The following is a 24,399-nucleotide window of genomic DNA, read 5'->3' as shown; positions in this document are numbered from 1 at the left end:
GAGCGGCGCCGCCCGGCGCGCCGGGCGGCGCCGCGTCCCCGGCGGTGCTCAGCCGTTGATCACCTGCGGCACGGCCACCGCCTTCAGGCCCTCGACGCCGAACTCCAGCCCGTACCCGGACTTCTTGACCCCGCCGAACGGGATCATCGGGTGCACGCCGCCGTGGGAGTTGATCCAGACGGTGCCGGCCTCGAGCCGGGCGGCCACGGCGCGCGCCGCGTCCCGGTCGCTGCTCCACACCGAGGCGCCGAGGCCGACGTCGAGCCGGTTGGCCATCGCCACGGCCCGGTCGACGTCGTCGTAGCGCACGATGGGCAGCGCGGGGCCGAACTGCTCCTCGGCCACCAGCGGGTTGTCGTCGTCCACGTCCGCCACCAGCGTGGCCGGGTAGAAGTACCCCGGGGCGTCGGGGTCGGGGTCGCCGCCGACGAGGATCTTCGCGCCGGACTCGCGCGCGGCGTCGACCAGGCGGGCGACGATCTCGTACTGCGCGCGGTTCTGCAGCGGGCCGAGCACGTTCTGCTCGTCGAGCCCGCGGCCCATGGGCATGGCCCGCGCGACGTCGGCCAGCGCCGCGCAGATCTCGTCGTACACGTCGCTGTGCACGTACAGGCGCTTGAGCGCCGCACACGTCTGGCCGGTGTTGATGAAGGCGCCCCAGAACAGGCCCTCCGCGATGGCGCGGGGGTCGACGTCGGGCAGGACGATGCCGGCGTCGTTGCCGCCGAGCTCGAGGGTCAGCCGCTTCACGGTGTCGGCCGAGCTGCGGATGATGGCCTGCCCGGTGGCGGTCGAGCCGGTGAACACCAGCTTGTCGACGTCCGGGTGGCCGGACAGGCGCGCGCCCACGTCCCCCTCGCCGGCCACGGCGGTCAGCACGTCGGCCGGGAGCACGCTGTCGAGCACCCGTACCAGCGCCAGCACGCTCAGCGGGGTGTGCTCCGAGGGCTTGACCACCACGGTGTTGCCCATGCGCAGGGCGGGGGCGACCTGCCAGACGGTGATCATCATCGGCCAGTTCCACGGCCCGATCGCGCCGACGACGCCGACGGGGCGGTAGTGCAGCTCGGCGCGGGTCTCCCCGTCGTCGACCACGGTCTCGACCGGCAGCTCGGTGGCGGCGGTGGCGCGCAGCCAGGCCGCGCAGGCGCCCACCTCGAAGCGGGCGTTGGGGCCGTTGAGCGGCTTGCCCTGCTCGCGGGAGAGCAGCTCGGCGAGCGGCTCGGCCGCTGCCTCGACGGCGTCGGCGGCACGCAGCAGGAGGTCGATGCGCTCGGAGTCGGCGCGGGCGGCCCAGCCCGGCTGCGCGGCGCGGGCACGGGCCACGGCGCGATCGAGGTCCTCGGGCGACCCGAGGGCGACGCGACCCACGACCTCACCCGTCGCCGGGTCGAGGACCTCGCGGCCGTCGGGGGCGGTGACGCCGGCCAGCAGGCTCTCGTACGTCGGCGTCTCCGGCGTGGTGGTCACGGGCTCGGTCACGGTGGGGGTGGTCATCGTGGTCCTTCGTGGGTCGGGGAGGGGTCTGTGCCGTGCGGCACTGCGATGGAGGAAGGCGCGCTCACGGGGTCGGCTCGACCCGACCGGTGACCTCGCCGAAGGCGATGCGTGTCCCGTCCGGCCCCGGTGCGGTGGCGGTGATCGTCACGACGTCGCCGTCCTCGAGGAACGTGCGCGTCGACCCGTCCGACAGCGTCAGGGGTTCCGTGCCGCCCCAGGACAGCTCGATGAACGAGCCACGCTGGTCCCGCTGCGGGCCGGAGACGGTGCCCGACGCGTAGAGGTCGCCGGTGCGCAGGCTGGCGCCGTTGACGGTCATGTGCGCCAGCTGCTGGGCCGGGGTCCAGTACAGCGAGCCGAACGGCGGGCAGCTGACGAGCTCGCCGTTGAGCCGCACCTCCAGCGTGAGGTCCAGCCCCCACGGTTCGCCGGTGTCGTCGAGGTAGGGCAGCGGCTGCGGCTGCCTGGCCGGCGGCGTCACGCGCGCGGCCTCGAGCGCCGCCAGCGGCACGACCCAGGGCGACACCGAGGTGAGGAAGGACTTGCCGAGGAAGGGGCCCAGCGGCACGTACTCCCAGGCCTGCAGGTCCCGGGCCGACCAGTCGTTGACCAGGCAGACCCCGAAGACGTGCTCCGGGAACGCCGACAGCGGCACCGGGCGGCCGAGCTCGGAGGGCGTGCCGACGACGAAGCCGACCTCGGCCTCGATGTCCAGCCGCTGCGAGGGGCCGAAGGTGGGCGCGTCGTCGGTCGGCGCCTTGCGCTGACCGTTCGGCCGGACCACCGGTGTCCCGGAGACCTGCACCGTGCCCGCGCGGCCGTGGTAGCCGATCGGCAGGTGCTTCCAGTTCGGCGTCAGCGGCTCCGAGTCCGGGCGGAACATCCGCCCGAGGTTCTCCGCGTGGTGCTGGGAGCTGTAGAAGTCGACGTAGTCGGCGATCTCGACCGGCAGGTGCAGCGTCACAGCCTCGCGCGGCAGCAGGTTCGGCTGGACGGCGGCGCGGTGCGCCGGGTCGGCGAGCAGCTCCTGCAGCCGGGCGTGCAGGGCGTCCCACGTCGTCCGCCCACGGGACATCAGTGCGTTGAGCGAGCCGGTGGCCAGCGCGTCGGCGGCCGGGACGTCCAGCCGCGAGACGTCGAGGACGTGCTCGCCGATGGCGACGCCGACCCGTCGGGGGCCGTCGGGCTCGGTCGAGAAAACGCCGTAGGGCAGGTTGTCCGGCCCGAAGCCGGTGCCGGCGGGCAGGTCGAGCCAGGTGCTCATGCGGGGATCCGTTCCGGTGCGGGCAGCAGGCCGAGGGCGACCAGGTCGTTGACGGGCTCGAGCACGCTGCAGGTGCCGAAGGAGGTGAAGACGGCTCGAGCTCGGGCGACACGCTCCGCCGGCCATGTCTGCAGTGCGGAAACCACCGCAGCGGGGTCGGTCTCGATCAGCCAGGCGGTCGGCGTCGACGTCTGCGTGATGAGCGCGTCGACCGCCAGCAGGACGTTGAGGAAGCCGTGGTGCTCGAAGCCGGTGGCCGGGTCGGTGTGCCGCATCGCGTGGTGCAGTCCGGCGGTGCACTTGAGCGCCACACCGCGGGCGACGCAGGCGGCCAGGGTCGCGGCGAGCTCCTCCGGGGAGGGGAACAGCGCGGCGCGCAGGCCGCCGGTGCGCAGCTTGGCGCGGTGGCCGGTCCCGGCGAGGACGTCGAGCACCTCGTCCCGGGTGGGGCTGCGGGGCAGCTCGACCGCCGCGGGCACCTCGGCGGGCAGGACGTCGTCGAGGACGCGAACCGCCTCGCGCGCCGTCGCGGCGTCGGTGGCGACCGGGACCTCGACCGCGGCCAGGGTCAGCCCGGGAGCGGCGGTGACCCGGGCCGCGGCGGCCGGCAGGTCGCCGGCCGCCGCGATCAGCGAGACCCCGAACGGCTCGCCGTCCCCGAGGTGCTCCTCGAGCTCGCCGAGGCGGGCGGCGGGGACGACGAACGGCCCGACCAGGTCGCCCAGCCTCGCCCGCAGCTCCCGGTGCGCCGGGACGGCGGCGGCCATCGGTGCGTCCCCGGGCGGGAACAGCGCCGCGTCGTCGAACAGGCCGGTGAACAGCGACCTCATGCCGTGCCGAGGTGACCTCGCGAGCTCGGTCACGCGGGACCCCGCCCGGACCAGGTCCAGGCGTACTTCCCGTCGTCGACGGCGATGCCGGCCTCGCCGAGGTCCAGCGGCCGGAAGGTGTCGACCATGACGGCGAGCTCGTCGAAGTACTCCGCGCCGAGGGAGCGCTCCACGGCCCCGGGCTGCGGGCCGTGCGAGTGCCCGCCGGGGTGCACCGAGATCGAGCCCTTGCCGATGCCCGAACCCTTGCGGGCCTCGTAGTCCCCGTCGACGTAGAACATGATCTCGTCGCTGTCGACGTTGGAGTGGTAGTAGGGCACCGGCACCGCGAGCGGGTGGTAGTCGACCTTCCGCGGCACGAAGTTGCAGATCACGAAGTTGGCGCCCTCGAAGACCTGGTGCACGGGCGGCGGCTGGTGCACCCGGCCGGTGATCGGCTCGTAGTCGGCGATGTTGAACGCGTACGGGTAGAGGTGGCCGTCCCAGCCGACGACGTCGAACGGGTGCTCCGGGACGACGTGCACCGTGCCGGCCAGTCCGCCGGGGCCGTTGCCGCGGTGCTTGACGTAGACCTCGACGTCGGTGCCCTCGGCCAGCAGCGGCTCGGCCGGCCCGCGCAGGTCCCGCTCGCAGTACGGGGCGTGCTCGAGGAACTGCCCGTACTTCGACAGGTAGCGCTTGGGCGGGGCGATGTGCGAGTTCGCCTCGATCGCGTAGGTGCGCAGCGGCTCGGCACCGGTCGGGATCCACCGGTGCGTGGTGGTCCGCGGGATGACCACGTAGTCGCCCTGCCCGACCTGCAGCGCGCCGAACACCGTCTCCACGGTGGCCGCGCCCCGCTCGACGTAGACGCACTCGTCGCCGGTGGCGTTGCGGTAGTACGGGCTCGGCAGCGAGGACACCGCGTAGGAGATGCGCACGTCGCCGTTGCCGAGCACCAGCCGGCGGCCGGTCACCGCGTCGACGGCCTTGTGCTCCTCACCCGGGAAGAGGTCGTGCAACTTCAGGTGCCGCGGCACCAGCGGCGCGTTCGGGGTCAGGCTCTGGTCGGGCAGCTCCCACGGGCGGGCGTCGACGATCGCCGACGGGACGCCGCGGTGGTAGAGCAGCGAGGAGTCCGAGGAGAAGCCCTCCTCGCCGACCAGCTCCTCGTAGTAGAGGCCGCCGTCGGGACGGCGGAACTGGGTGTGCCGCTTGGGTGGGACCTCGCCCACCTGCCGGTAGAACGCCATCAGGGATTCCCTTCCTTCAGATTCGGGCTACCGGGGCCGGCCCCCTTGCAGGGGCCCGCCGCGAGTGTGCGAGCGGTGGGGGGCAAGGGGGTCCTTCCCGGGCGAGCAGCCGGGCCACCGCGGGGGCGACGTCGGCGGTGCGGGTGAGGACGGCGGCGACGTGACCGTCCGGGCGGAGTACCCAGACCTCGTCGGGCCGGGCGCCCAGTGCCTCGCGCAGGGTCGGCCCCGGGTCGAGGTCGCGGATGCGGTGCACGGCGACCGGCAGGTCGCCGAGGCCGGGCAGGTGCGGTGGTGCGGCGTCGTCGCCGAGGAGGACCGTGACCCCTGAGCGGGCGAGCTGGCGCAGCCGGACGACGTCCGGCCGGCCGGGCACGGTGACCGGGCAGTCGGGCACCAGGACACCCGGGGCGGGCACGGGGACGTCGCCGCGGGCCGGACGGCCCGGGAACGGGCGCGCCGGGTCCGGCGTGGTCAGCGGCGAGTCGACGTACCAGAACGGCTCGGCCAGCCGGCCGGAGTCGACCTGGGCCCGGGCCTCCGGGTCGGTGGCGGCGCGCTCCAGGACGTCGAGGCGACGGCGGGCCTCCTCCTCGGTGCCGGGCACCAGGAACCGCATGGTCGCCCCGGTGACCTCGATGTTCTCCAGCGCCGCGGCGTGCCGCTCGTCGTGGTAGCTGTCCAGCAGCGACTCCGGCGCCCACCCGCGGAGCACGAAGGCGACCTTCCAGGCGGCGTTCTCCGCGTCGAGCACCCCGGAGTTGAGGCCGCGGGCGCCGAAGGGGGAGACCAGGTGTGCGGCGTCGCCGGCGACCAGCACCCGGCCGACCCGCATGCGGTCGACCACCCGGGAGTGGAAGCGGTAGACCGACTTCCACACGACCTCGTAGGGGCGGTCGCCGATGACCTGGCGGATCCGGCGGTCGAGGCCACCGGAGGCCTCCTCGGCGGCCAGGTCGAAGTCCGGCGGGACCTGCCAGTCGATGCGGAAAGTCGAGTCCGGGCAGGGGTGGATCAGCACCTGGCGGCCGGGGTTCCACTCCGGGTCGAAGTAGAACCGGCGCTCGGTCTCCCAGCCGGGCAGGTCGGTGCGGATGTCGCAGATGAGGAAGTGGTCGTCGAAGGTCTCGCCGTCGAAGGAGAGCCCGAGGGCCGACCGCAGGGCGTCGCTGCGGGGGCCCGCGCAGGCGACGGCGTACGACCCGCGCAGGGGGACCTCGCCGTCCGCCGTCGTGCAGGTGACCGTCACCCCCGTGTCGTCCTGCGCGATGCCGGTGACCCGGTGGCCCCAGCGCACCTCGATCAGGGGCTCGGCGGCGATGCGCTCGTCGAGCAGCCGCTCGGTCTCGCACTGCGAGATGTTGACGAACGGCGGGAACGGGGACTTGCCGCGGTCGGCGAACTGGAAGCTGAACAGCTCGGAGTCGCGGTGGAAGGTGCGGGCGGTGGTCCAGGTGACCCCGCGGCGGGCGACCTCCGCGCCGACGCCGACGGCGTCCCAGACGTCGAGGACGTCGCGCTGCTGGCAGATCGCCTTGCTGCCGATCACGTCGCGCTCGGGCCGGCCGTCGAGGACGACGACGCGCAGACCCCAGCGGGCCAGGAGGAGCGCGGTGGTCTGGCCGACCGGACCGGCGCCCAGGACCAGCACGGGCAGGTCCTGCGTCATGGGGGGCCTCATCCCTGCAGCTGGTCCCACACGGCGCGGTCGCGCTCGGCGGTCCAGATGACGGGGCGCTCGGTGCCGGAGAACTCGTCCCACAGCCGGGAGACGTCGAAGGGCAGGCAGTGCTCGAAGATCGGCCACCGGCCGTACTTCGGGGCCAGTGCGGTGTGGGTGGCCTCGAAGGCCTGCTTGAGGGTGCCGCCGGCGCGGTGCACGTCGCCGACGGTGCGCTGCATGGTGAGCAGGAAGTCGCGGGTCTGCTCGATGGCGGCGTCGACCTCGTCGCGGCCGCGCGCGATCCTCCCGCGGCCACCGACCAGCTGCCGCGCCCCGAGGGCCTTGACCCGGTCGAGGGTCCCGGCGGCCCAGTCGAAGTGGAACGCGTCGCCGGTGTAGAGCGCGGCTTGCGACTCGACGAGGTCGCCGGCGAAGACGATCTCCTGCTTGGGCAGCCAGGCGACGATGTCGCCCTCGGTGTGCCCGCGGCCGAGGAACTCCAGGACCAGCTCGCCGCGGTCGCCGCCGAGCTCGATGGTCAGCTTGTCGCGGAAGGTCATGGTCGGCCAGGTCAGGCCGGGGATGGACTCCGGCTCCTCGAACAGCCGCGGCATCCGGCCGTACTCGCTCTCCCAGTCCTGCTGGCCGCGCTCCTCGATGAGGTGCTTGGTCTGCTCGGAGCTGACGATCACCTCGGCATCGAAGGCGCTCGCGCCCAGGACGCGGACGGCGTGGTAGTGGCTGAGCACCAGGTAGCGGACCGGCTTGTCGGTGTGCTCGCGCAGCTTGGCCAGCCAGCGGCGGGCGGCGACCGGGGTGGCCAGCGCCTCAAAGCAGACGAGGAAGTCCTCGCCCTCGATGGCGCCCAGGTTGGGGTCGCCCTCCGCGGTCAGGGCGTACACGCCGTCGGCGAGCACCTCGAGGGTCTGTTCCTTGACGCCGAGGTCGGCGGAGGAGGCGAAGGGCTTGGCTGCCATGGGGGGACTCCAGGTCTGCGGCTGTTCGAAATACGAATGAACTGTTCTCTTACTGGTTCGAGGATAGGGCGCTGTGGTGCCCGACACAAGGGGGTGGGACGACAGCGCCCGAGGCCGCCGGCGAGGCGGCCCCGGGCGCCGGGGGTCAGGTGACAGGCATCCAGGCCATGTCGATCGAGACGACCTCGCTGACGCCCCGGACCGAACTGGAGGCTGCCGGGATCGCCGCGGACGACGCTCTGGTGCACCTGGTGTTCGCCGCCGTCGACGGACTGGTGTTCAGCAGGTGTGCCTCGAGGACCCGGCGGCCGCACGGGCGGGCCTGGAGCGACTGCGCGCTCTCCTCCGTCCCCTGGCGCGGTAGCCCGTCAGCGGGCGGAGAGTCCCGCCAGGAACGTGTCGAGCATCGCAAGCTGGGTCGCCGCCGGTGTCGGGGCCTCGGGGAGCGTGGCCAGGACCTGGAGCCCCATCGCCATCGCGAGCAGCTGCTCGGCGAGGACGTCGTCCGCCGTGTCCACCGTGACGTCGCCGTCCTCCCGCCCTTCGGCGAGCAGGCCGCAGACGTCCCGGCGCCAGGTCTGCATGGCGTCGTCGCTGAGGCGGGCGAGCCGTTCGTCGGCGACCGTCCGGCTCCAGAACGGCAGCACGATCCGCGCCTCGAGCAGGGTGAGCTCCGTGGTGGGCAGCACCTCCACGAGGAAGGCGCGCAGGGCCGCCACACCCCGCTCGCCCTCGACCGCGGCCCGGATCCGCTCGTTGGTGCGGTCGAAGACGTAGCCGAAGGCCGCCTCGATGAGCGCGTCCTTGCTGGCGAAGTAGTAGGCCAGTGCGCCGTTGGCGTAGCCGGCCTCCCGCGCGATCTCCCGCATGGTCGCGGCGTCCGCGCCCCGGGTGGCCATGAGCCGCCAGGTCACCTCGAGGATCTCGCGCCGCTTGGCCTCGTGGTCCACCAGCTTCGGCACCGGACTCCCGTCCCCTCGTCGTCCGTTCCAGTCTGGACGACGAGGGGGCGGGGGTGTGGGCCGGGGACCGGTCCTCACCCTCCGGGGGTCCGGCGGGGTCTGCGGACGAGGGCCACGACCACGCCGAGGGCGAAGGCGGCGGCGATGACGGTGAGCAGCACGGTGGCCAGGACGGCGTCCCCGCTGATCAGCGTCGTGAAGTTGGCCAGCACCAGCCCGACGACCCCGAGCAGTCCCAGCGTGCCCAGGGCCGGTGCGACCCGGGTGTGCCAGGCGCGGCGGTCGACCCGGCTGCGGGCGAAGAACGCCAGGACGGCCACGCTGGTCAGGACCATGAGCAGCAGGATGCTCACCGTCGCCAGGCCCGACATCCAGGTGAACAGCTGCAGCACCGGGTCCGAGCCGGCGACGGCGAACACGGCGACCACCACGAACGCCGTCCCCGTCTGCGCCAGCGAGCCGACGTGCGGAGAGGCGTGCCGGACGTGCGTCCGGCCGAGCACGTCGGGTGCCGTGCCCTGCCGGCCCAGCGCGAACAGGTACCGCGAGATGGCGTTGTGGAACGCCAGCAGGGCGGCGAAGAGACTGGTCAGGAGGAGGACGAGCATGACGTCGGCGACGACCGGGCTGACGTACTCGGCGGCCGCCGTGAAGACCAGGCCCGCGGTGTCGGCCTGCGCGGCAGCCACCACGCCGTCGGACCCGAACGCCAGCACGATGGCCCAGCTGGAGAGGGCGTAGAAGGCGCCGATCAGCACGACCGCCAGGTACGTGGCCAGGGGCACCGTCCGGCGGGGGTTGCGCGCCTCCTCGCCGTAGATGGCGGTGGCCTCGAAGCCGATGAACGACGCGACCGCGAACATGATGCTGATCCCGGGCGCGCCGGAGAAGAACGCCGACGGGGTGAACGACCGGACGTCGATGCCGTCGGCGCCACCCTGGGCGAGCACGGCTCCGGCCACCACGGCGATGACCCCGATCTCGAGGGTGAGCAGGACCCCGAGCACCTTGGTCCCCACGTCGATGTTGCGGTAGCCGAGCAACCCGACGACGGCCATGAGCAGGAAGGCCCACACCCACCACGGCAGGTCGGGACCGCCGTACTGGGTGGACAGGCCCTGGGCCGTGGCGCCGGCCAGCCCGTAGATCGCCGCCTGGATCGCGGTGTAGGTGAGCAGCGCCAGCCCAGCGGCACCGACGCCGACCGGCGTCCCGAGGCCCTTGCTGACGTAGGCGTAGAAGGCGCCCGCGTCGACGACGTGCCGGCTCATCGCCGCGTACCCGACGCTGAAGAGCAGGAGGACGACGGCCGCGACGACGTAGGCCATCGGGTTCCCGGCGCCGTTGCCGATGGCGAGCATGACCGGGAGCGCGCCGCCGATCGCGGTGAGCGGTGCGGCCGCGGCGACGACCAGGAACACGATGCCGACGACGCCGATCGACCCGCGCAGCCCGCGACCGCCCGCGTCGTCGGCGGGGGGTGCGGCCGTGGCCGGCGCGGCGGGGGAGAGCTCACTCATGGCAGCACCCGTCCTGGGTCGCGGTGCCGGTGACGGTGCCCGCTGCCCGGCTGCGGCAGTGGGCGCTGGCGTTCGGGGGGACGTCGAGCGTGGGGTTGCGGTCGAAGAAGCCGACCGGCTTGAGCCGGAAGCCGGTGTGGTCGACCGGCATGATCGGCCAGTCCTCGGGTCGCGGCACGTGCGTCAGGCCGAAGGTGTGCCAGACGACGACGTCGGTTCCCTCGAGGTCGCGGTCGGCGGCGGCGTACTCCGGCAGGCCGGCGCCGCCCTTGTGCTGGTTGACGAAGTCACCGGCCGCGTAGCGCTCGGCCGGGTCGTAGGCGGTGACCCACAGGTGCTTGGTGGCGAAGGTGGCCCGCCGCGAGATGGAGCTGTCCGGGTCGGCCAGCAGCGCCGGCTGCCCCTCCGGCAGCAGCGCGTAGGCGACCGGCTCGCCCAGGCGGTTGCGGCTGTTCGGGTTGCTGATGTGCCAGATCCGCCCGACGCCCTGGTCGGCCATCCGCTGGGCCTCGGACTCCCGGCGCAGCGTCGTCCGCCGCTGGGCGAAGGCGTTGCCGCGCGGGTTGTCCGGGCCCATCGGGACCCGGACGAAGTCCAGTTCCTCGACCGTGTTGGTGGGGCCGTCGAGCACCATGTCCAGCCGTGCGCTGAACAGGTGCTGGTGGAACGGCGCGCCGAGGCCGGGGGCGATCTCGGACGCGTACGGGTAGCCGTTCCCGGGGTGGGCGGAGGTGAAGACGATCCCGGTGGCCTTGACCTCGAAGCCGATGGTGCCGTCGAGGTAGAGGTACCAGTAGAAGCCGTAGTCGTAGTTGCCGATGGTGGTGAAGAAGCTGATCACCATCCGGCGCTGCCGCCGGGTCTCCGAGGAGCCCGCCCACAGGTCGGTGTGCTTCCAGAGGACGCCGACGTCCTCCTCGTGCATGCAGATGGCGTTGCGCAGCACCTGGGGGTTGCCGCGCTCGTCGGCGATGACGGCGTCCATGTAGGTGATGTCGCCCAGGCAGTCGCAGCCCAGCTCCAGGGCGTTGGCGTAGCGGCCCACCAGGTACTCGCCGGTGTCGAAGTAGTTCTGCCACGACCGCACGGGGGACGGGTCGGCGTAGGGCACGACCATCTCGGCGATCGAGGCCCGGTGGATGATCGGCCGCAGCCGGCCGCCGTCGACGAAGCCGACCTGGTGCAGGGTCAGCCCCTCGCGGGCGTCGAAGCCGACGCGCAGCTGCCAGCCCTCCCAGGTGAGCAGGTTGCCGTCGAGGGTGAAGCTGGGGCCCTCCGGCTGGGTGATCTCGATCGGCTTCTGCGTGGTGCGCAGCGGTCCGGTCAGGTCCGGGTCGGTGAAGTTGCCGTGCTCCTCGGGGATCGGCACGGGGCCCAGGTCGATCACCTGGTCGACGGTCCTGGCCATGACGTCGACGTAGGCGACGAGGCCGTCGACCGGGTGGGCCCAGGGGTGGTCCTCCGGGTGGTCCTGCCGGAAGGCCAACCCGCGCAGGATCCGGCGGCCCTCCTCCTCCGGGTACTCGAAGACACCGGCCGACAGGGGAGCGACCCGCACGTCCGCGACGTCGAGGTCGCGCGCCGCGAGCGCCGCCAGCCACCGCTCGTCGGTCGCCAGCACCTCCTCGACCAGGGCGAACTCCTCGTCGAGCACCGGCAGCTGACCGTCGGTCGCGGCGTCCAGCACGCGGTCGGAGACGATCGCCCGCTCGGTCACCGAGACGACCACGTCCCGCCCGTTCGGCCGTGCGACGTCGTGCAGCAGCACCCGCACCCGGCGGTCGGGGACCGCGTCGGTGCCGTAGAGCGCCGACTTCGGCGGCTCCTCCAGCCCGACGTAGACGAACCGGGTCGACCCGCCGACCAGGCCGGCGGCGTCGAGGACCTCGCGCGCGGCGGAGACGTCGTCGGCGCTCAGCTGCTCGAGGGGATGGGTGGTGGCCGGCGGGGCGGTGACGGGTGAGGCCATGGGGGCTCCCTCTTTTGATTCTACGGGTGTAGAAAGACTGCGTGAGCCAGGTTACAAACGTCCTCCCGATATGTGAAGAGGCTGTTTCAAAGTCGAACGGCGGGCGTGGCTACGCGGCGGTCCGGTGGTGCGCCGTCCTGGTCGCCCTGGCCTCGGCCGCGGTGCACGTGCTGACCCTGGCGTCGGGGCCGACGCCGTCGTCGCTCCACGTCGTGGCGCTGCTGGTGATGGCCATGGGCTGCCTGCCGTGCGCGATGCACCTCGCGCTGCTGCCGCGGCGGCGGGCGTGGGCGCAGATGGCCCTCGTCTCGGCCGCCATGCTCGGCGGGCACCCGCTGCTGTCCGCCGCCTCGGGGGGCGGCCACCACGCAGGGACGGCGACCGGTGGGACCGCCCTCGGCGCGGCCCTCGTCGTCGGCCCCGTCCTGGGGCTGGGCCTGGCCGTCACCGGGCTGGTCCTGGCGGCGTCCCCGGCGGCGGGGTCAGCCGCCGCCGGTCGGCCGGTCAGCCGTGCGCGCGGACGTGCTCGGTGACCAGCTCGGCGACCCGGTCGGGCGCCAGCTCGGGGATGAAGTGGGGAACGCCCTCGAGCACCTCGAGCCGGTAGGGGGCGTCGACGAACCGCCGGCTCTGCTCGGTGGCGGTGCGACCGAGTGCGGCGTCGCGGGTGCTCCACACGTGCAGCGTCGGCACGCGCACCGTGCCGACCGGGTCGCGGGCGTCCAGGGGCAGCGCGCGGTACCAGGCCAGGGCCGTGGACAGTGCGCCCGGCTCCTGCATCCGCCGCACGTAGTGCTCGGCCAGCTCGCGCGACAGGCCGCTGATCAGCAACATCCGGCGCAGCCCCGCGCCGTCCCCGGCCAGCAGCAGCCGCTCGGGCAGCACCGGCAGCTGGAACAGCCCCATGTACCACGAGCGCAGTGCCTGGTCGCTGGTGACGAACGCCCTGGCCATCGCCGCCGGGTGCGGCACCGACAGCGCGCTGAGCGTGCGGACCCGCTCCGGGTGCCAGGCCGCCAGCGCCCACCCGACGATGCCGCCCCAGTCGTGCCCGACGACGTGCGCGCTGCCGAGCTCGGCGGCGTCGAGCAGCGCCAGGACGTCGGCGGTCAGCTCCCGCATCCGATAGGCCGCGCGCCCGGACGGACGGGCGCCGGGGGAGTAGCCGCGCTGGTCGGGGGAAAGGGTGCGCAGCCCTGCGGTGTGCAGCCGGTCGGCGACGGTGGTGAACGCGGTGGCGTCCTGCGGGAAGCCGTGCAGCAGGACGACGGGGGCGCCGTCCGCAGGGCCGCCGTCCCGGACGTCGAAGACCAGACCGTCGCGCGTGAAGCTGTCCACCTGCCGACCGTGCCCGCCCGGCCCGGGCTCCGCCAGTCGGCCATCGGCGCGCCGTCCTCACCCCGCGGTCACCGTCCTCGCCCTGCAGCACGAGGACGGCGACCAGACGGTGAGGACGGCGGTGTGGGGCGGTAGGGGTGGGGGCCGGAGGCTCCCGCGACGAGGCGCCGTGTGGGCTCAGCGCAGGCCGGGGGACGGCTCCTGGCCGCGGTGGGAGTCCGGTAGGACGACAATGGACAGGGTGACGGCACCCGAGGAGCTCATCGTCCTGCTCGACGACGACGGGACGGCGATCGGCACGATGCCCAAGCCGCTGGTGCACCACGGCGAGACGCCGCTGCACCGGGCCTTCTCGGCGTACCTCTTCGACGACGCCGGCCGGCTGCTGGTCACCCGCCGCGCCGAGGGGAAGCAGACGTTCCCGGGCATGTGGACCAACACCGTCTGCGGGCACCCCGGCCCCGGTGAGGACGACGCGGCCGCGATCGCCCGTCGCGCCGCGTTCGAGCTGGGCGTGCAGGTCGGCCAGCTGCGCCCGGCGCTGCCCGGCTACCGCTACCGCGCGGAGTTCCGTGGCGTCGTGGAGAACGAGATCTGCCCCGTCTACCTCGGCGGCTTCGCCGGCACCCCCGCGCCGGACCCGGACGAGGTCGGCCAGTGGGAGCTGCTGGACTGGGCGACGTTCCGGAAGCGCCAGGAGTCCGACGACGGCGACGCGTGGTCGCCGTGGTGCCGCGAGCAGGCCCGCCTCATCGAGGAGGCGGGGCTGGTCCCGGTCGGCTGACCGTCCGGCCGCGTCCCGCGTCAGAGCACCGAGAAGCCCGCGGGGAGGCCCGTCCGGCCGGTGAGGGCGAGCAGGACCTGGCCGGCGAGGCCGTCGGAGACGGCGAGGTCGGCGACCAGTCGCAGTGCCTGCGCCGCGGCCGTCGCCGGGACGTCGAGCGGCACCTCCAGCGCGGTGGCGAGGTCCGCGGTGTGGACCGCCAGCTCGAACGTGCGCGTGGGCAGGTAGTCCGCCAGCCGCATGCCGCCCGCGATCGTGGTCAGCAGCTCCGTGCCGTCCCGCGACTCGACGCGCGGCAGCACGCGTGCGGCGATCTCCGCCACGGCGGCTGCCGGATCGCCGCCCAGCGCGGCCCCGGCGTCCCGTCCGCGCGCCGCCACAGCCGGGTCGGCGGCCACCGCTCGCGTCGCACGGACGTAGTCGCCGGCCGAGGCGAGCTCGACGGTCGCCGCGGGACGGGCGAGGTAGGTCTCGACCGTCAGGAAGGAGCGGCTGGTGTGGCCGACGAGGGCGCGCACGTCCCACTCGCCCAGGGCGGGCTGGGACCACCGGTCGCCGACGAGGGCGGCCGTCCGGACGAACCACTGCGCGGCGTCGGCGAACGCCCGCCGCGAGTCGTCCCACATGACGTCCATGCGGGCGACGCTAGCCCCGACGCGGCCGGGAGCGGCCGGGCTCCGGACGGCGGATGCGGCGCGCACCGCGAGATGCTCAGCACGGCCGGTGACCGCCGGGGCGCGGACGGTACCGGCCACCCGGGGCGCCTCGTGTCGCTGCGCGGACGTGCCCGGGGTGCTCCCTAGCGTCCGCCGCATGGAGCGCCGTCGGTTCCTCGTCTTCCTCGCCGCCGGGCTGGCGGGCACGGCCGTGGGCCGTGGCACGGTCGGCCTGGTCGATCCCACGCGCGCGCCGGTCAGTACCGCCGCGGCCGCCGAGCCGGTCGCACCGGCAGCGCTGCCCGGCGTGCTGCCCGCGCCGACCGGCGTCGTCGACCAGCTGCCCGGGGACGGCACGTCGCTCGCGTTGACCATCGACGACGGCACCAGCTCGGCGGTCGTCGGGTCGCTGTGCCGGTTCGTCCGGGACAGCGGCGTCCGGCTCACGTTCTTCCCCAACGGCCGCTACTCCTCCTGGGAGGAGAACGGCGACGTGCTGCAGCCGCTGATCGACTCCGGGCAGGTCGCCATGGGCAACCACACCTGGTCGCACCCCGACCTGACCACGCTCTCCGACGACCAGGTGGCCGAGGAGATCGGCCGCAACCGGGACTGGATCGAGAGCACCTTCGGCATCCGCACCCCGTTCCTGCGGCCGCCGTTCGGTGCGCACGACGAGCGGGTCCAGCGGATCAGCGCCGAGCTCGGGCACCCGACCGTCGTCATGTGGAACAGCACGCTGGAGGACAACCGGCTGCTCACACCGGCCGAGCTGGTGGATGCGGCCGACCGGTGGTTCACCGCGCAGGCCGTCGTGGTCGGCCACGCCAACCAGCCCACCATCACCCAGGTCTACGACGAGCTGGTGGAGCTGATCGCCGAGCGCGGGCTGCAGACGGTGACGCTGGCCGACGTGTGGGGGACGGGGCTGGGCGGGGTGCGGACGGCGTCGGGGAGGGCGACCGCCGTGTGATCGTCCGACCTGCGACGGGCGGCGGCATCCACCAGGCTGGTCGGGAACACCACGACCGACAGACGGAGGAGCGGATGGCCGACAGCAGGGCGTTGCAGGGGCGGGTGGCCCTGGTCACGGGCGGGGCGAGCGGGCTGGGCCGGGCCACGTGCGTGGCACTGGCCGAGGCCGGCGCGCACGTGGCCATCGCCGACATCGACGAGGGTGGCTCCAAGGGCACCGCGGAGCTGGTGGCCGACGCCGGTGGGTCCGCGGAGGTCGTCGCGCTCGACGTGACCGACGACGCCAGCCGCCGCGCGGTGGTCGCGCAGCTCTTCGACGCCCACGGCGACGCCTTCGACGTCCTGGCCAACGTCGCCGGCATCGACCGGCCCGGCTACATCACCGACATCGACCTCGCGGACTACCAGCGCGTGCAGGCCGTCAACTGCGAGGGGCCGGTCTTCCTGACCAGCGAGTTCATGAAGCGGGTGCAGCACCTGCCCGAGGGCCGCACCGCCGACGTGGTGCACATCGTCAGCCTCTCGGCGATCACCTCCGGCAGCGGCGCGATCGCCTACAACGGCTCCAAGGCCGGCTTCCTCAACGCGACCAGGTGCATCCAGCGGGAGCTGCGCGAGAAGGCCGTGACGGGCGAGGACGGCGTCGAGCGGCCCTTCCCGTGCCGCGTGCAGGCGGTCATCCCCGCGGCCATGGACACGCCGATGATGGAGCAGTGGGGCATCCCGGCCCACCTGATGATGCCGCCGTCGGCGGTCGGGGAGATGGTGCGCTACCTGGTGACGCTGCACCCGGCGGCCTTCGTGCCGGAGATGCAGATCGTTCCGCGCCTGGAACCGAACTTCCCCCGCTGACCCGGCATCCGGCCCGAGGAGACGACGATGACCAGCCCGGACGACCTCGACCCCGACTCGGCCATGGCCAGCGGGTCGGACGCCGGTGAGCCCGGGGAGCACCTGGGCGCTGGCGACCTCACCGACGAGGAGCGGCGGGTGCTCGAGGAGCTCGAGCGCGACGCCCCGGTCGGCCGTGACGACGACGACCTCGCCGACGACGCCGTCGTGCGCGCGGCCGAGGACGAGGCGCCGCTGCCGGGGGAGGGCGGCGACCAGGACGACGGGCTCAGCGCCCGGTTCAGCTCCCCGCCCGGGGAGGGCGAGGCCTGAGCGGGGGCTCCCCGGCGGCCGGCGGGGGAGCCCGCGCACGGGTACCGCGCGGCGTGGGTAGGGGGACGGGTCAGGATCGTCGACGACGGAGGACCGACCCGTGACCGTTGCCAGCCAGATGCTCGACACCTACCCGGCCGACCTCGGGGGCGTCGACAAGCAGAAGCTCGTCGCCTGCATCGAGGCCTGCTACGAGTGCGCCCAGTCCTGCACGGCCTGCGCCGACGCGTGCCTGAGCGAGGAGATGGTCGCCGAGCTGACGACGTGCATCCGCACCAACCTCGACTGCGCCGACGTCTGCGACACCACCGGCCGCGTGCTCTCCCGGCACACCGGCTACGACGCGAACCTGACCCGTGCGGTCCTGGAGGCCTGCGCCACTACCTGCAGGGCCTGCGGCGACGAGTGCGCGAGCCACGCCGACATGCACGCGCACTGCCGCGTCTGCGCCGAGGCCTGCCGGCGCTGCGAGACCGCCTGCCGCGAGCTCATCGCCTCCCTCGGCTGAGCGCGGCCCGGCCCGGGTGGCGCCGGGAGGCCGGACGGCGCGTGTCACGGCGCCATCCGGCCTCCTGCTGGCGCCGCCGTCGTGGTGCGGCCCCGTCACACGATGGCGCAGGACCCGCGGTGTCGGGCAGCGGTGGGCAGTGGCTCGGCACGAGCGGGCAGCGGGGCCGGCGTGCGGCGTCGAACCCGTCCAGAGCGGGACCGAGCCTTCCGCCTGCTGCGACGGGCGCGCCGACGAGCAGGCCCACGCACAGGCCGTCCTCGAGTGCCGTGGCGGCTCCCTGCCCCATCGTCGGGAGTGTGCCGTGCGCGGCGTCGCCGATCATGACGACCCGGCCGGTCGTGTAACGGGTCAGCCCGCCGGGCAGGTGGTGGACGTCGTGCCGCATGACCGCCTCCGGCGGCGTCGCGGCCATCACCTCCTGCGCCGGTGCGGCCCACCCGGCAAACCGTTCCCGGGCCGCGCCGAGCTCGTCGTCCAACACGGTGCGTTCGGGCATGGCGACGTACCCGTACCAGTACGTCTGATCGGCGGTGACGCGCAGGATGCCCAACTCGGCGTGGGGGCCCCAGTACTGGTGCAGTGTCGTGTCACCGAAGGTGCCGGGCGTGATCGCCCGCCAGCTCGAGTACCCGCTGTAGGCAAGCTGGGTGTGCGGGAACAGCGCCGCGCGGACGGCGCTGCGCATGCCATCGGCAGCGACGACGAGGTCCGGCTCCCGGCCCGCGACGACGGCAGGCGCGCCGTCGGGCTCGCCGGGGTCGAGCGTGGTGACGGCGGCGCCGGTGACGATCTGGACGCCGCAGCCAACGGCCCTCTGGTGCAGCGCCGCGTGCAGCCGCTGTCGGTGGACCCCGATGAGCGCGACGGCCTCGCGCATCGCCGGGGTGTCCGGCAGCGCCAGGATCGGCCGACCGTGCAGGTCCCCGGTGCCGCCCGCCCACGTCCGGTGGCCCAACGTGGCCACCTCGGTGTCGTCGAAGCCGAGTCCTCGGAAGGCGGCCACCGCGTTGCGGGTCATCGCGAAGCCCGCGCCCACCTCGCTGAGCTGGGGCGAGGGCCAGGAGACGTCCGATCGGTTGCCGTCCATCAGATCGCCCAGGCCATCGTCCACGGCGCCCTCGACGCACATCCCGGTGAACCGTGAGGCCGATCGGACACCCACTGAGCTGAGCGGTCAACGGCAGCGTGGGCGATCGGGGTCCGGGGGGCAGCGCTGGCCGCACTCGGCCGGCAGCGAGTCGCCTACTTCGGCTCGACCAGCACGACCCTCGCCTCAGCCCTGCGCTTCCCCTGGATGGTCGGGCACGGCGCCACCTGTTCTCTGCCGGATCGACCCGCGGTCATCTCCTGTTCAGCGCCTCGGCGAGCATCACGATGATGCCGCTGGGGCCGCGGACATACGTGAGCTTGTAGGCGTCCCCGTAGGTTGCCACGCCGCGAAGTGGGTGGCAGCCGTGCCTCGCGGCGATCTCGAGGGCCTCGTCGATGTCGTCGACCGAGAAGGCGACGCGGTGCATGCCGATCTCGTTGGGCCGGGTGGGCTCCGTCTCGATCGCGTCGGGGTGGATGTACTCGAAGAGCTCGAGGCGACCGTTGCCGTCTGGCGTCTGGAGCATGGCGATGTTGGCGTGGTTGCCGTCGAGGCCGACGGCGGTGTCGGTCCACTCTCCACTGACCGTGTCACGGCCGAGGACGGTCAGCCCGAGGTCGGTGAAGAAGGCAATCGTCGCTTCGAGGTCGCGGACGGCGATGCCGACGTTCTCGAGTCTGATGGGCATGCGTTGCACGCTACCGAGTAGCGGCGACCTGTTCAGGGCCGTGAGCTGCGGGTTCTGGCTCAGTGGGGCGGCGATGTCTCGCAAGAGGATGGCGCGCTCAGACGGTCGTCGCAACAACCCTGATCGTGAGGTGTTGTGGTGGTGGCTCCGGCTACCGACGGGTTTCGGACGCGGCCGTAGCGGATCAATCGAGCGGCCGCTGTCAGCGCCGCCAGAACAGGTGGTGTTCCACGCCGCTGGGACTGGGCACGACGTCACAGTGGTAGCGCTCCAGGAGCTCTTCGGGGGAGTTCCACAGCCGGGACCCGGCGCCGAGCTCCACCGGGGCGACGGCGACGTGCAGGGTGTCGACGAGGTCGGCGTCGAGGAACTGCCGGATGGTGTTGGCGCCGCCGCCCAACCGGACGTCCTTGCCGTCGGCTGCTTCGAACGCGCGCTGCAGCACTGTGGCTGGGTCACCGCCGACGAAGTGGAAGGTGGTGTCGGACAGCCGGAAGGAGGGGCGATCGTGGTGGGTCATGACGAAGACCGGCGTGTGGAACGGGGGCTGCTGGCCCCACCATCCCTGCCAGTCGTGGTCGGTCCAGGGCCCGCGCTGCGGGCCGAACTTGTTGCGGCCCATGATCTCGGCGCCGATGTTGCGGTGGAAGTCTCGGACCATGTAGTCGTCCAGACCGCGGCTCCCTCCCGGGTCGGTCCGGTTGGGCCAGCTCGCCGTCGCGAAGGCCCAGGCGCCGAGCTGAGCAGGGTCGGCGTGGCCGAACGGGCGTTCCAAGCTCTGTCCTTCACCGGCGCCGTAGCCGTCGCTGGAGATCATGAAGTTGTGCACTCGGACCATCTGCGTCACTGCTGACCCCTCATCCGTTGCGTTCGCTTGATGAGTTCGACTGCGTCGCGAGGGCCGACTCATCGCGCTACGTCAGGACTCCCGTGTCGAGACGTCCGGTGGCGGATCCCTGTGCGGTGGCTGCGGACCGACGCCCCCGAACTGTCTCTCAAGGCGGCCTCAGGGACAGTTGCGGGCCTTCGTCGCCGCCGATGTCGTCGTCCCGTTGGCACTGCCTCGGCACCCACGATGAGTCGCGGCCTCGGATCGAGTCTGCCGAGGCATGGCGACCGGAGTGATCGACCCCAGGTACGGCGATGCGTCGGCGACCCCACCACCGTGGGCTGCTATCGAGCGCCTGCTGATGGACGCACAGCTCTACTGGATCATCACCGTCCGAGCGGACGGTCGTCCGCACGCGGTACCGCTCGTGGGGGTCTGGCAGGACGGCGCCTTCGCGTTCTGCACGGGCTCCGACGAGCAGAAGCAGCGCAACCTGGACGCCGACGCGCACGTTGCGGTGACGACCGGGAGCACCGGGGCGAACGGCTGGAACAGCGGGAAGGACGTCGTGGTCGAGGGCACTGCGGTGCGCGTGACCGATGCCGAGGCGCTGCGGACGCTGGCTGCAGCGTGGTTCGCCAAGTACGGCGACGACTGGAGGTTCGTCGTCCGCGGCCAGGAGTTCGTGGAGCTGAGCGACTCCGGCGCCAGCACCCGGGGCGGCGCATGGGTGTACCGGGTCGCCCCGGACAAGGTCATCGCCTTCGGCGACGGGCACGGCCAGACGACGTACCGCTTCTGAGTCCGCGGCGGGACGCTGCCGTCCTCTGCGGTGATCGGGAGTCGTCATAGAGCGCCTTCGCCTCTGCGGGAGGACTGGTCGGTGCGGCTACGGAAGTGCGGGTGTCCCGATGTGGGCCGCTCTGGGCGACTCGCTCCCGGCCGATCCATCCCGACCCGCGCCCCTGGCCCCGCAAGGCGAAGGCTTACCAAGCACTTCGCCGACAGTCCGACGGTGCGGGAGGCGTGTCCCGCAGGACCCGCCGGGTCACGATCCCCGCAGAGGGGCGTTGACCGGGACGGGTACCAGCAGTCCTCGTCGTCGGGGACCCACCGGCCCGGCCCCGCCCAGGGCTCGCCGCGAGCCTACGAACGGTGAGGAGGACGGGGTCCTTCCTCAGCCGCGCAGCCGGACGGCGACCAGCGCGACGTCGTCCTCAGCGCCGTCGGGCAGCATCCGGCCGATCAGCTCGTCGCAGGCCGCCTCGAGCGGCCGGTCCCGGACGGCGACCAGTTCGTCGGCCAGCCGCTCCACGCCGACGTCGAAGCCCCGGTCGCGCCGCTCGACGAGGCCGTCGGTGTAGAGCAGCAGGGTCGAACCCGGCTCCAGCACCGCCTCGGACTCGGTGCGCCGTGCCGCCGGGTCCACGCCCAGCAGCAGCTCGGCGCGCGGCGTGGTCAGCGTGAGCACTCCGTCGCCGGGCTCGGCGAGCAGCGGCGGCAGGTGCCCGGCGCTGGACCAGAGCAGCCGGGCACCGCCGGTCCTCGGGTCCGGGGTCAGCAGACCGACGAGCACGGTGGCCAAGGCGTGCAGTCCGAGCCCGGCGACGGCGGCGTCGAGCCGCCGCAGCACCGTGGCCGGGCCGTCGGCGCTGCCGTAGGCGATGCCGCGCAGCAGCCCGCGCAGCTGCGCCATCACGGCCGCCGCCTCGGTGTCGTGGCCGACGACGTCCCCGATCACGACGACCGTGGAGCCGTCGGGCTGCTCGAACACGTCGTACCAGTCGCCGCCGACCTGGGTCTCGGTCGTGGCTGGCACGTAGCGGACGGCGACGTCGAGGGAGGCCGACTCCGGGGGCTCGGTGAGGTGGCTGCGCTGGAGGAGCTCCGCGGCGCGCACCGCGCGTCGCGACCGCGCGTAGAGCGCCTCGAGCAGGTGGGTGCGCAGCTCGCCGACCTCGGAGAGCTCCTGCGCCGTCCAGGGGTCGGAGCGGTCCCGGACGGTCTCCCGCCACCGCTCGAAGCTCTTGCGCGGGCTCAACCGGACCGAGTCGCCCTCGCGTTCGGCGATCGCCTTGTTGTGCGGGTCGCCGCCCCAGTCGACGGTGCGCCGGGCCTCGGCGCGGTGCCAGAGCACGTACTGGCCCTCCGGCAGCGGCAGCACGAGCACCCCGCAGGCCACCTCGCACGGCACCTGCAGTTCCGGGGCGTGCCGGGGCAGCGAGTCGGTGGCGACGACGTCCTCGCCCCGGGCGGCGGCCCACGCCGCGATCGCGTCGGCGGTGGCCTCGGGGAGCGCGGTGCCGCGGCTGCCGCGGTGGCGCTGGAGGTGCACCGCGACCCCGTCGGCCGGCAGCAGGTCGAGCAGGCCGGGGGAGCCGAGCAGCGTGTCGGCCAGCGGGCGGTCCTCGTCGAGGGTCGCCGTGGTCAGCCAGGCGAGTGTCGAGCGCACCTGCAGCGCGCGGTGCACCTCGTCCTCCTCGGCGCGGTCGACCAGGCGCAGTGACAGTGTGGAGCCGAGGAACTCCGCGGCCGCCCGGGTCGCGTAGGGCGGGGCGTGCGGACCGGAGTAGTGGTGGCAGGCGATGAGGCCCCACAGCCGGTCGTCGCGCAGGAGCGAGACCGACATGGAGGCGCGCACCCCCATGTTCTGCAGGTACTCGACGTGGATCGGCGAGACGCTGCGCAGCGTGGAGAAGGTCATGTCCAGCGGCGTCCCCGTCGAGGGCACCAGCGCCGGGCGCAGCGGCACCGGTCGGTAGTCGACGTCGGAGATCAGCCGGATCCAGTTCTTCTCGTACAGCGCCCGCGCCTGCGCCGGGATGTCGGAGGCCGGGTAGTGCAGGCCCAGGAAGGAGTTGAGCTCCTCGGCCTTGGCCTCGGCCACGACCTCGCCGTTGTAGTCGGCGTCGTAGCGGTAGACCATCACGCGGTCGAAGCCGGTCAGCTCGCGCACCGCCTGGGCGGTGATGTCGTAGAGCTCCTGCAGCGAGGTCGCCCGGTTGAGCTCGCCGACCGTGCCGCGCACCGCCTGGTAGGTGTTCGGGAACGAGAACGGGCGGGGACCGCGCGCCGGCTCGAGCTCGACGACCAGCAGTGCCGTCGACGGGGGGACGCCGTCTCCGGTGCTGACGGCGGCGCGGTGCAGCAGCGCGTCGACCGGCACCGGGCTGCCCCCGACGTCGAGGGTGAGCTCCACCGGGTTGCGCTCCCGCAGGTCGCCGAAGGCGCTGGCCGAGCGGGCCACCGCCTGGGCCGCGACCACCCCGAGGACGTCGGGGAGTCGCCGGCCCAGCGCGTCGGCGGGGTCCACGCCCACCAGGTCGGCGAGGTTCTCCGACACCTGCTCGACGACGAGGTCGGGTTCGGTGACCGCGAGCAGCACGCCGCGCGGCTGGATGCTGCCGGGGACGTGGATCGGCTCGCGCTCGCAGTTGGAGAGGTCGACCGGCGTCCCCGCCGGCAGCAGCTCGATCTCGGGGCTGCTCACGCCGGGGCCCCGACCGGCGCGCACCAGCCGGCCAGCGCGGTGAAGGTGGCCTGCGCGGCGCCGATCACCCGGCCGGCGTCGCCGCCGGCGGCGACCCGGTCGCGGGTCACCCGGCGGAAGGCGTGCCACATGGCGCCGGTCTCGGCGCCGTAGGGGGAGAAGGCGCCCAGCCGGACGTCGGGGCCGAGGGTCGGCAGCGTGGCGAGGTGGCGGGAGATGACGGTGCCGCCGAGGGTGGAGCCCTCCAGGACGTAGAGCCGGCCCAGGGCCTGGTCGGTGTCCTCGACGGCGGGCAGGTCGGGCCGGGGCGCGGGATCGGGCTCGGCGCCCAGGGCGCGCAGGTCGTCGGCGAACAGGTGCGCCCGGCGCCGCCGTGACCAGGCGACGGTCTCGGCGTCGGCCGGCCAGCGGCCGGCCCACGCGTCCAGGCCCGCTTCGGCAGCGGTCCAGAACGAGTGCAGCCGGCCGAGGACGGCGACCAGGCGGTCGCGGCCCAGCCGAGCGTCCATGAGGCCGAGCGTCGTCTCCACCTGCTCGTGCTCCCCGGCCGTGGCCGTGCGCAGCGCGGTGAGGACGTCGGCGCTCCGCGTGTGTCGAGGCGACGCCTCTCCTGCAGCACCCATACCGGCTCCGAGACTAGGTGACTCCTGGCCCTCCGGCGCGCGCGGAGGACGGGATGTGGGGCCGGTCACGATGCCGTCGACGGGGGCTGCTCAGCCGCGACCCGGCCGGTCCTCCGGCGACGCGGCCGTGCTCCGCGGAGGGCGGTCTTGCAGCAGGTCCGCGGCGCGGGCGAGGGCCTGCGCCGGGGTGCGGTCGCCGTGGTCGGTGGCGAGGAGGTGCTCGCCGATCGCCACGCAGAAGGCGATCCGGCTGCGGGTCTCGGCCTCGTCGGGATCGAGGCAGGAGGTGCCGATCTGCGCGCTGATGTTCGTGGCGCTGGCCGCCGTCCACCGC

The 24,399-nt window shown here is 73.6% G+C and carries 24 protein-coding genes; 7 read left to right on the top strand and 17 right to left on the bottom strand.

Annotated elements, in window-relative coordinates:
* Positions 1 to 48: 48 nt before the first annotated feature.
* The 9 genes from ACWIX7_RS06435 to ACWIX7_RS06395 form a co-directional block, all read right to left on the bottom strand.
* Entirely contained in the window at positions 49 to 1,497 is a 1,449-nt protein-coding gene (locus ACWIX7_RS06435) for an aldehyde dehydrogenase family protein (RefSeq protein ID WP_448620723.1), read from the bottom strand.
* A gap of 64 nt (positions 1,498 to 1,561) precedes the next feature.
* Complete coding sequence (gene fahA / locus ACWIX7_RS06430) at positions 1,562 to 2,764, bottom strand: fumarylacetoacetase (RefSeq protein WP_448620722.1); 1,203 nt, start codon at positions 2,762 to 2,764, stop codon at positions 1,562 to 1,564.
* Complete coding sequence (locus ACWIX7_RS06425; protein ID WP_448620721.1) at positions 2,761 to 3,594, bottom strand: hypothetical protein; 834 nt, start codon at positions 3,592 to 3,594, stop codon at positions 2,761 to 2,763. Before ACWIX7_RS06425 ends, fahA begins: the two co-directional genes overlap by 4 nt.
* 29 nt (positions 3,595 to 3,623) lie before the next feature.
* Positions 3,624 to 4,826: a cupin domain-containing protein gene (locus ACWIX7_RS06420; RefSeq protein WP_448620720.1), complete on the bottom strand. Its 1,203-nt coding sequence runs from the start codon at positions 4,824 to 4,826 to the stop codon at positions 3,624 to 3,626.
* A gap of 16 nt (positions 4,827 to 4,842) precedes the next feature.
* Positions 4,843 to 6,495 carry an FAD-dependent monooxygenase gene (locus tag ACWIX7_RS06415; protein ID WP_448620719.1) on the bottom strand — a complete coding sequence of 551 codons (1,653 nt, stop codon included), beginning with the start codon at positions 6,493 to 6,495 and terminating at the stop codon, positions 4,843 to 4,845.
* An 8-nt stretch (positions 6,496 to 6,503) separates the two neighbouring features.
* Entirely contained in the window at positions 6,504 to 7,466 is a 963-nt protein-coding gene (locus ACWIX7_RS06410) for an MBL fold metallo-hydrolase (RefSeq protein WP_448620718.1), read from the bottom strand.
* A gap of 368 nt (positions 7,467 to 7,834) precedes the next feature.
* On the bottom strand, positions 7,835 to 8,428 hold the full coding sequence (locus tag ACWIX7_RS06405; RefSeq protein WP_448620717.1) for a TetR/AcrR family transcriptional regulator: 594 nt from the start codon (positions 8,426 to 8,428) through the stop codon (positions 7,835 to 7,837).
* A gap of 74 nt (positions 8,429 to 8,502) precedes the next feature.
* On the bottom strand, positions 8,503 to 9,948 hold the full coding sequence (locus ACWIX7_RS06400; protein WP_448620716.1) for an APC family permease: 1,446 nt from the start codon (positions 9,946 to 9,948) through the stop codon (positions 8,503 to 8,505).
* Positions 9,941 to 11,917 carry a primary-amine oxidase gene (locus tag ACWIX7_RS06395; protein WP_448620715.1) on the bottom strand — a complete coding sequence of 659 codons (1,977 nt, stop codon included), beginning with the start codon at positions 11,915 to 11,917 and terminating at the stop codon, positions 9,941 to 9,943. Before ACWIX7_RS06395 ends, ACWIX7_RS06400 begins: the two co-directional genes overlap by 8 nt.
* 41 nt (positions 11,918 to 11,958) lie before the next feature.
* Here ACWIX7_RS06395 and ACWIX7_RS06390 point away from each other — a divergent pair, with 41 nt between their 5' ends.
* Positions 11,959 to 12,450 (top strand): hypothetical protein, encoded by a 492-nt coding sequence (locus tag ACWIX7_RS06390; protein ID WP_448620714.1) that lies wholly within the window; start codon positions 11,959 to 11,961, stop codon positions 12,448 to 12,450.
* Here ACWIX7_RS06390 and ACWIX7_RS06385 read toward each other — a convergent pair.
* Positions 12,422 to 13,255, bottom strand: a complete 834-nt coding sequence (locus ACWIX7_RS06385) for an alpha/beta fold hydrolase (RefSeq protein WP_448620713.1) — start codon at positions 13,253 to 13,255, stop codon at positions 12,422 to 12,424. The genes ACWIX7_RS06390 and ACWIX7_RS06385 overlap by 29 nt on opposite strands.
* A gap of 232 nt (positions 13,256 to 13,487) precedes the next feature.
* Between ACWIX7_RS06385 and idi the strand changes: the two genes are divergently transcribed.
* On the top strand, positions 13,488 to 14,039 hold the full coding sequence (gene idi / locus ACWIX7_RS06380; protein ID WP_448620712.1) for an isopentenyl-diphosphate Delta-isomerase: 552 nt from the start codon (positions 13,488 to 13,490) through the stop codon (positions 14,037 to 14,039).
* Between the two features lie 20 nt (positions 14,040 to 14,059).
* Here the strand turns inward: idi and ACWIX7_RS06375 are convergent, their stop codons facing one another.
* Entirely contained in the window at positions 14,060 to 14,674 is a 615-nt protein-coding gene (locus ACWIX7_RS06375; RefSeq protein WP_448620711.1) for a maleylpyruvate isomerase N-terminal domain-containing protein, read from the bottom strand.
* A 178-nt stretch (positions 14,675 to 14,852) separates the two neighbouring features.
* Between ACWIX7_RS06375 and ACWIX7_RS06370 the strand changes: the two genes are divergently transcribed.
* The 4 genes from ACWIX7_RS06370 (at position 14,853) to ACWIX7_RS06355 (ending at position 17,342) form a co-directional block, all read left to right on the top strand.
* Entirely contained in the window at positions 14,853 to 15,668 is an 816-nt protein-coding gene (locus ACWIX7_RS06370; RefSeq protein WP_448620710.1) for a polysaccharide deacetylase family protein, read from the top strand.
* 74 nt (positions 15,669 to 15,742) lie between these two features.
* Positions 15,743 to 16,522, top strand: coding sequence for an SDR family NAD(P)-dependent oxidoreductase (locus ACWIX7_RS06365; protein WP_448620709.1), 780 nt, complete (start codon positions 15,743 to 15,745; stop codon positions 16,520 to 16,522).
* Between the two features lie 27 nt (positions 16,523 to 16,549).
* Positions 16,550 to 16,834, top strand: a complete 285-nt coding sequence (locus ACWIX7_RS06360; RefSeq protein ID WP_448620708.1) for a hypothetical protein — start codon at positions 16,550 to 16,552, stop codon at positions 16,832 to 16,834.
* Between the two features lie 100 nt (positions 16,835 to 16,934).
* Positions 16,935 to 17,342, top strand: coding sequence for a four-helix bundle copper-binding protein (locus ACWIX7_RS06355; protein WP_448620707.1), 408 nt, complete (start codon positions 16,935 to 16,937; stop codon positions 17,340 to 17,342).
* Here the strand turns inward: ACWIX7_RS06355 and ACWIX7_RS06350 are convergent.
* The 3 genes from ACWIX7_RS06350 to ACWIX7_RS06340 form a co-directional block, all read right to left on the bottom strand.
* On the bottom strand, positions 17,323 to 18,456 hold the full coding sequence (locus ACWIX7_RS06350; RefSeq protein ID WP_448620706.1) for an FAD-dependent monooxygenase: 1,134 nt from the start codon (positions 18,454 to 18,456) through the stop codon (positions 17,323 to 17,325). The genes ACWIX7_RS06355 and ACWIX7_RS06350 overlap by 20 nt on opposite strands.
* 229 nt (positions 18,457 to 18,685) lie before the next feature.
* A complete protein-coding gene (locus tag ACWIX7_RS06345) occupies positions 18,686 to 19,123 on the bottom strand; it encodes a VOC family protein (protein ID WP_448620705.1) in 438 nt (145 codons plus the stop codon).
* Positions 19,124 to 19,325: 202 nt separating this feature from the next.
* Positions 19,326 to 19,961 carry a dihydrofolate reductase family protein gene (locus tag ACWIX7_RS06340; RefSeq protein WP_448622136.1) on the bottom strand — a complete coding sequence of 212 codons (636 nt, stop codon included), beginning with the start codon at positions 19,959 to 19,961 and terminating at the stop codon, positions 19,326 to 19,328.
* Positions 19,962 to 20,232: 271 nt separating this feature from the next.
* On the opposite strand from ACWIX7_RS06340, the gene ACWIX7_RS06335 reads away from it, so the two are divergent.
* Positions 20,233 to 20,754, top strand: coding sequence for a pyridoxamine 5'-phosphate oxidase family protein (locus ACWIX7_RS06335; RefSeq protein WP_448620704.1), 522 nt, complete (start codon positions 20,233 to 20,235; stop codon positions 20,752 to 20,754).
* Between the two features lie 375 nt (positions 20,755 to 21,129).
* On the opposite strand, the gene ACWIX7_RS06330 is transcribed toward ACWIX7_RS06335, so the two are convergent.
* The 3 genes from ACWIX7_RS06330 to ACWIX7_RS06320 all read right to left on the bottom strand — a co-directional run bounded on the left by ACWIX7_RS06330 (position 21,130) and on the right by ACWIX7_RS06320 (position 24,299).
* Positions 21,130 to 23,442 (bottom strand): SpoIIE family protein phosphatase, encoded by a 2,313-nt coding sequence (locus ACWIX7_RS06330; RefSeq protein WP_448620703.1) that lies wholly within the window; start codon positions 23,440 to 23,442, stop codon positions 21,130 to 21,132.
* Complete coding sequence (locus ACWIX7_RS06325) at positions 23,439 to 24,065, bottom strand: biliverdin-producing heme oxygenase (protein WP_448620702.1); 627 nt, start codon at positions 24,063 to 24,065, stop codon at positions 23,439 to 23,441. The genes ACWIX7_RS06330 and ACWIX7_RS06325 overlap by 4 nt, the downstream gene beginning before the upstream one ends.
* Positions 24,066 to 24,155: 90 nt before the next feature.
* Positions 24,156 to 24,299: a hypothetical protein gene (locus ACWIX7_RS06320; RefSeq protein WP_448620701.1), complete on the bottom strand. Its 144-nt coding sequence runs from the start codon at positions 24,297 to 24,299 to the stop codon at positions 24,156 to 24,158.
* Positions 24,300 to 24,399 lie beyond the last annotated feature (100 nt).

The organism is Geodermatophilus sp. URMC 65 (assembly GCF_053502545.1).
Note: the sequence above shows the minus strand (reverse complement) of the source record. Positions and strands in the feature narration are given on the sequence as shown.

Excerpts from the sequence above, each read along its gene's own strand:
- ACWIX7_RS06360 (WP_448620708.1), top strand. The coding sequence starts at position 16,550 with ATGACCAGCCCGGACGACCTCGACCCCGACTCGGCCATGGCCAGCGGG.
- ACWIX7_RS06375 (WP_448620711.1), bottom strand. The coding sequence starts at position 14,674 with ATGGACGTCATGTGGGACGACTCGCGGCGGGCGTTCGCCGACGCCGCG.
- ACWIX7_RS06435 (WP_448620723.1), bottom strand. The coding sequence starts at position 1,497 with ATGACCACCCCCACCGTGACCGAGCCCGTGACCACCACGCCGGAGACG.
- ACWIX7_RS06410 (WP_448620718.1), bottom strand. The coding sequence starts at position 7,466 with ATGGCAGCCAAGCCCTTCGCCTCCTCCGCCGACCTCGGCGTCAAGGAA.
- ACWIX7_RS06395 (WP_448620715.1), bottom strand. The coding sequence starts at position 11,917 with ATGGCCTCACCCGTCACCGCCCCGCCGGCCACCACCCATCCCCTCGAG.
- idi (WP_448620712.1), top strand. The coding sequence starts at position 13,488 with ATGGACAGGGTGACGGCACCCGAGGAGCTCATCGTCCTGCTCGACGAC.
- ACWIX7_RS06335 (WP_448620704.1), top strand. The coding sequence starts at position 20,233 with ATGGCGACCGGAGTGATCGACCCCAGGTACGGCGATGCGTCGGCGACC.
- ACWIX7_RS06370 (WP_448620710.1), top strand. The coding sequence starts at position 14,853 with ATGGAGCGCCGTCGGTTCCTCGTCTTCCTCGCCGCCGGGCTGGCGGGC.
- ACWIX7_RS06345 (WP_448620705.1), bottom strand. The coding sequence starts at position 19,123 with ATGCCCATCAGACTCGAGAACGTCGGCATCGCCGTCCGCGACCTCGAA.
- ACWIX7_RS06400 (WP_448620716.1), bottom strand. The coding sequence starts at position 9,948 with ATGAGTGAGCTCTCCCCCGCCGCGCCGGCCACGGCCGCACCCCCCGCC.
- fahA (WP_448620722.1), bottom strand. The coding sequence starts at position 2,764 with ATGAGCACCTGGCTCGACCTGCCCGCCGGCACCGGCTTCGGGCCGGAC.
- ACWIX7_RS06415 (WP_448620719.1), bottom strand. The coding sequence starts at position 6,495 with ATGACGCAGGACCTGCCCGTGCTGGTCCTGGGCGCCGGTCCGGTCGGC.
- ACWIX7_RS06420 (WP_448620720.1), bottom strand. The coding sequence starts at position 4,826 with ATGGCGTTCTACCGGCAGGTGGGCGAGGTCCCACCCAAGCGGCACACC.
- ACWIX7_RS06365 (WP_448620709.1), top strand. The coding sequence starts at position 15,743 with ATGGCCGACAGCAGGGCGTTGCAGGGGCGGGTGGCCCTGGTCACGGGC.
- ACWIX7_RS06425 (WP_448620721.1), bottom strand. The coding sequence starts at position 3,594 with ATGAGGTCGCTGTTCACCGGCCTGTTCGACGACGCGGCGCTGTTCCCG.
- ACWIX7_RS06325 (WP_448620702.1), bottom strand. The coding sequence starts at position 24,065 with ATGGGTGCTGCAGGAGAGGCGTCGCCTCGACACACGCGGAGCGCCGAC.
- ACWIX7_RS06340 (WP_448622136.1), bottom strand. The coding sequence starts at position 19,961 with ATGGTCCGAGTGCACAACTTCATGATCTCCAGCGACGGCTACGGCGCC.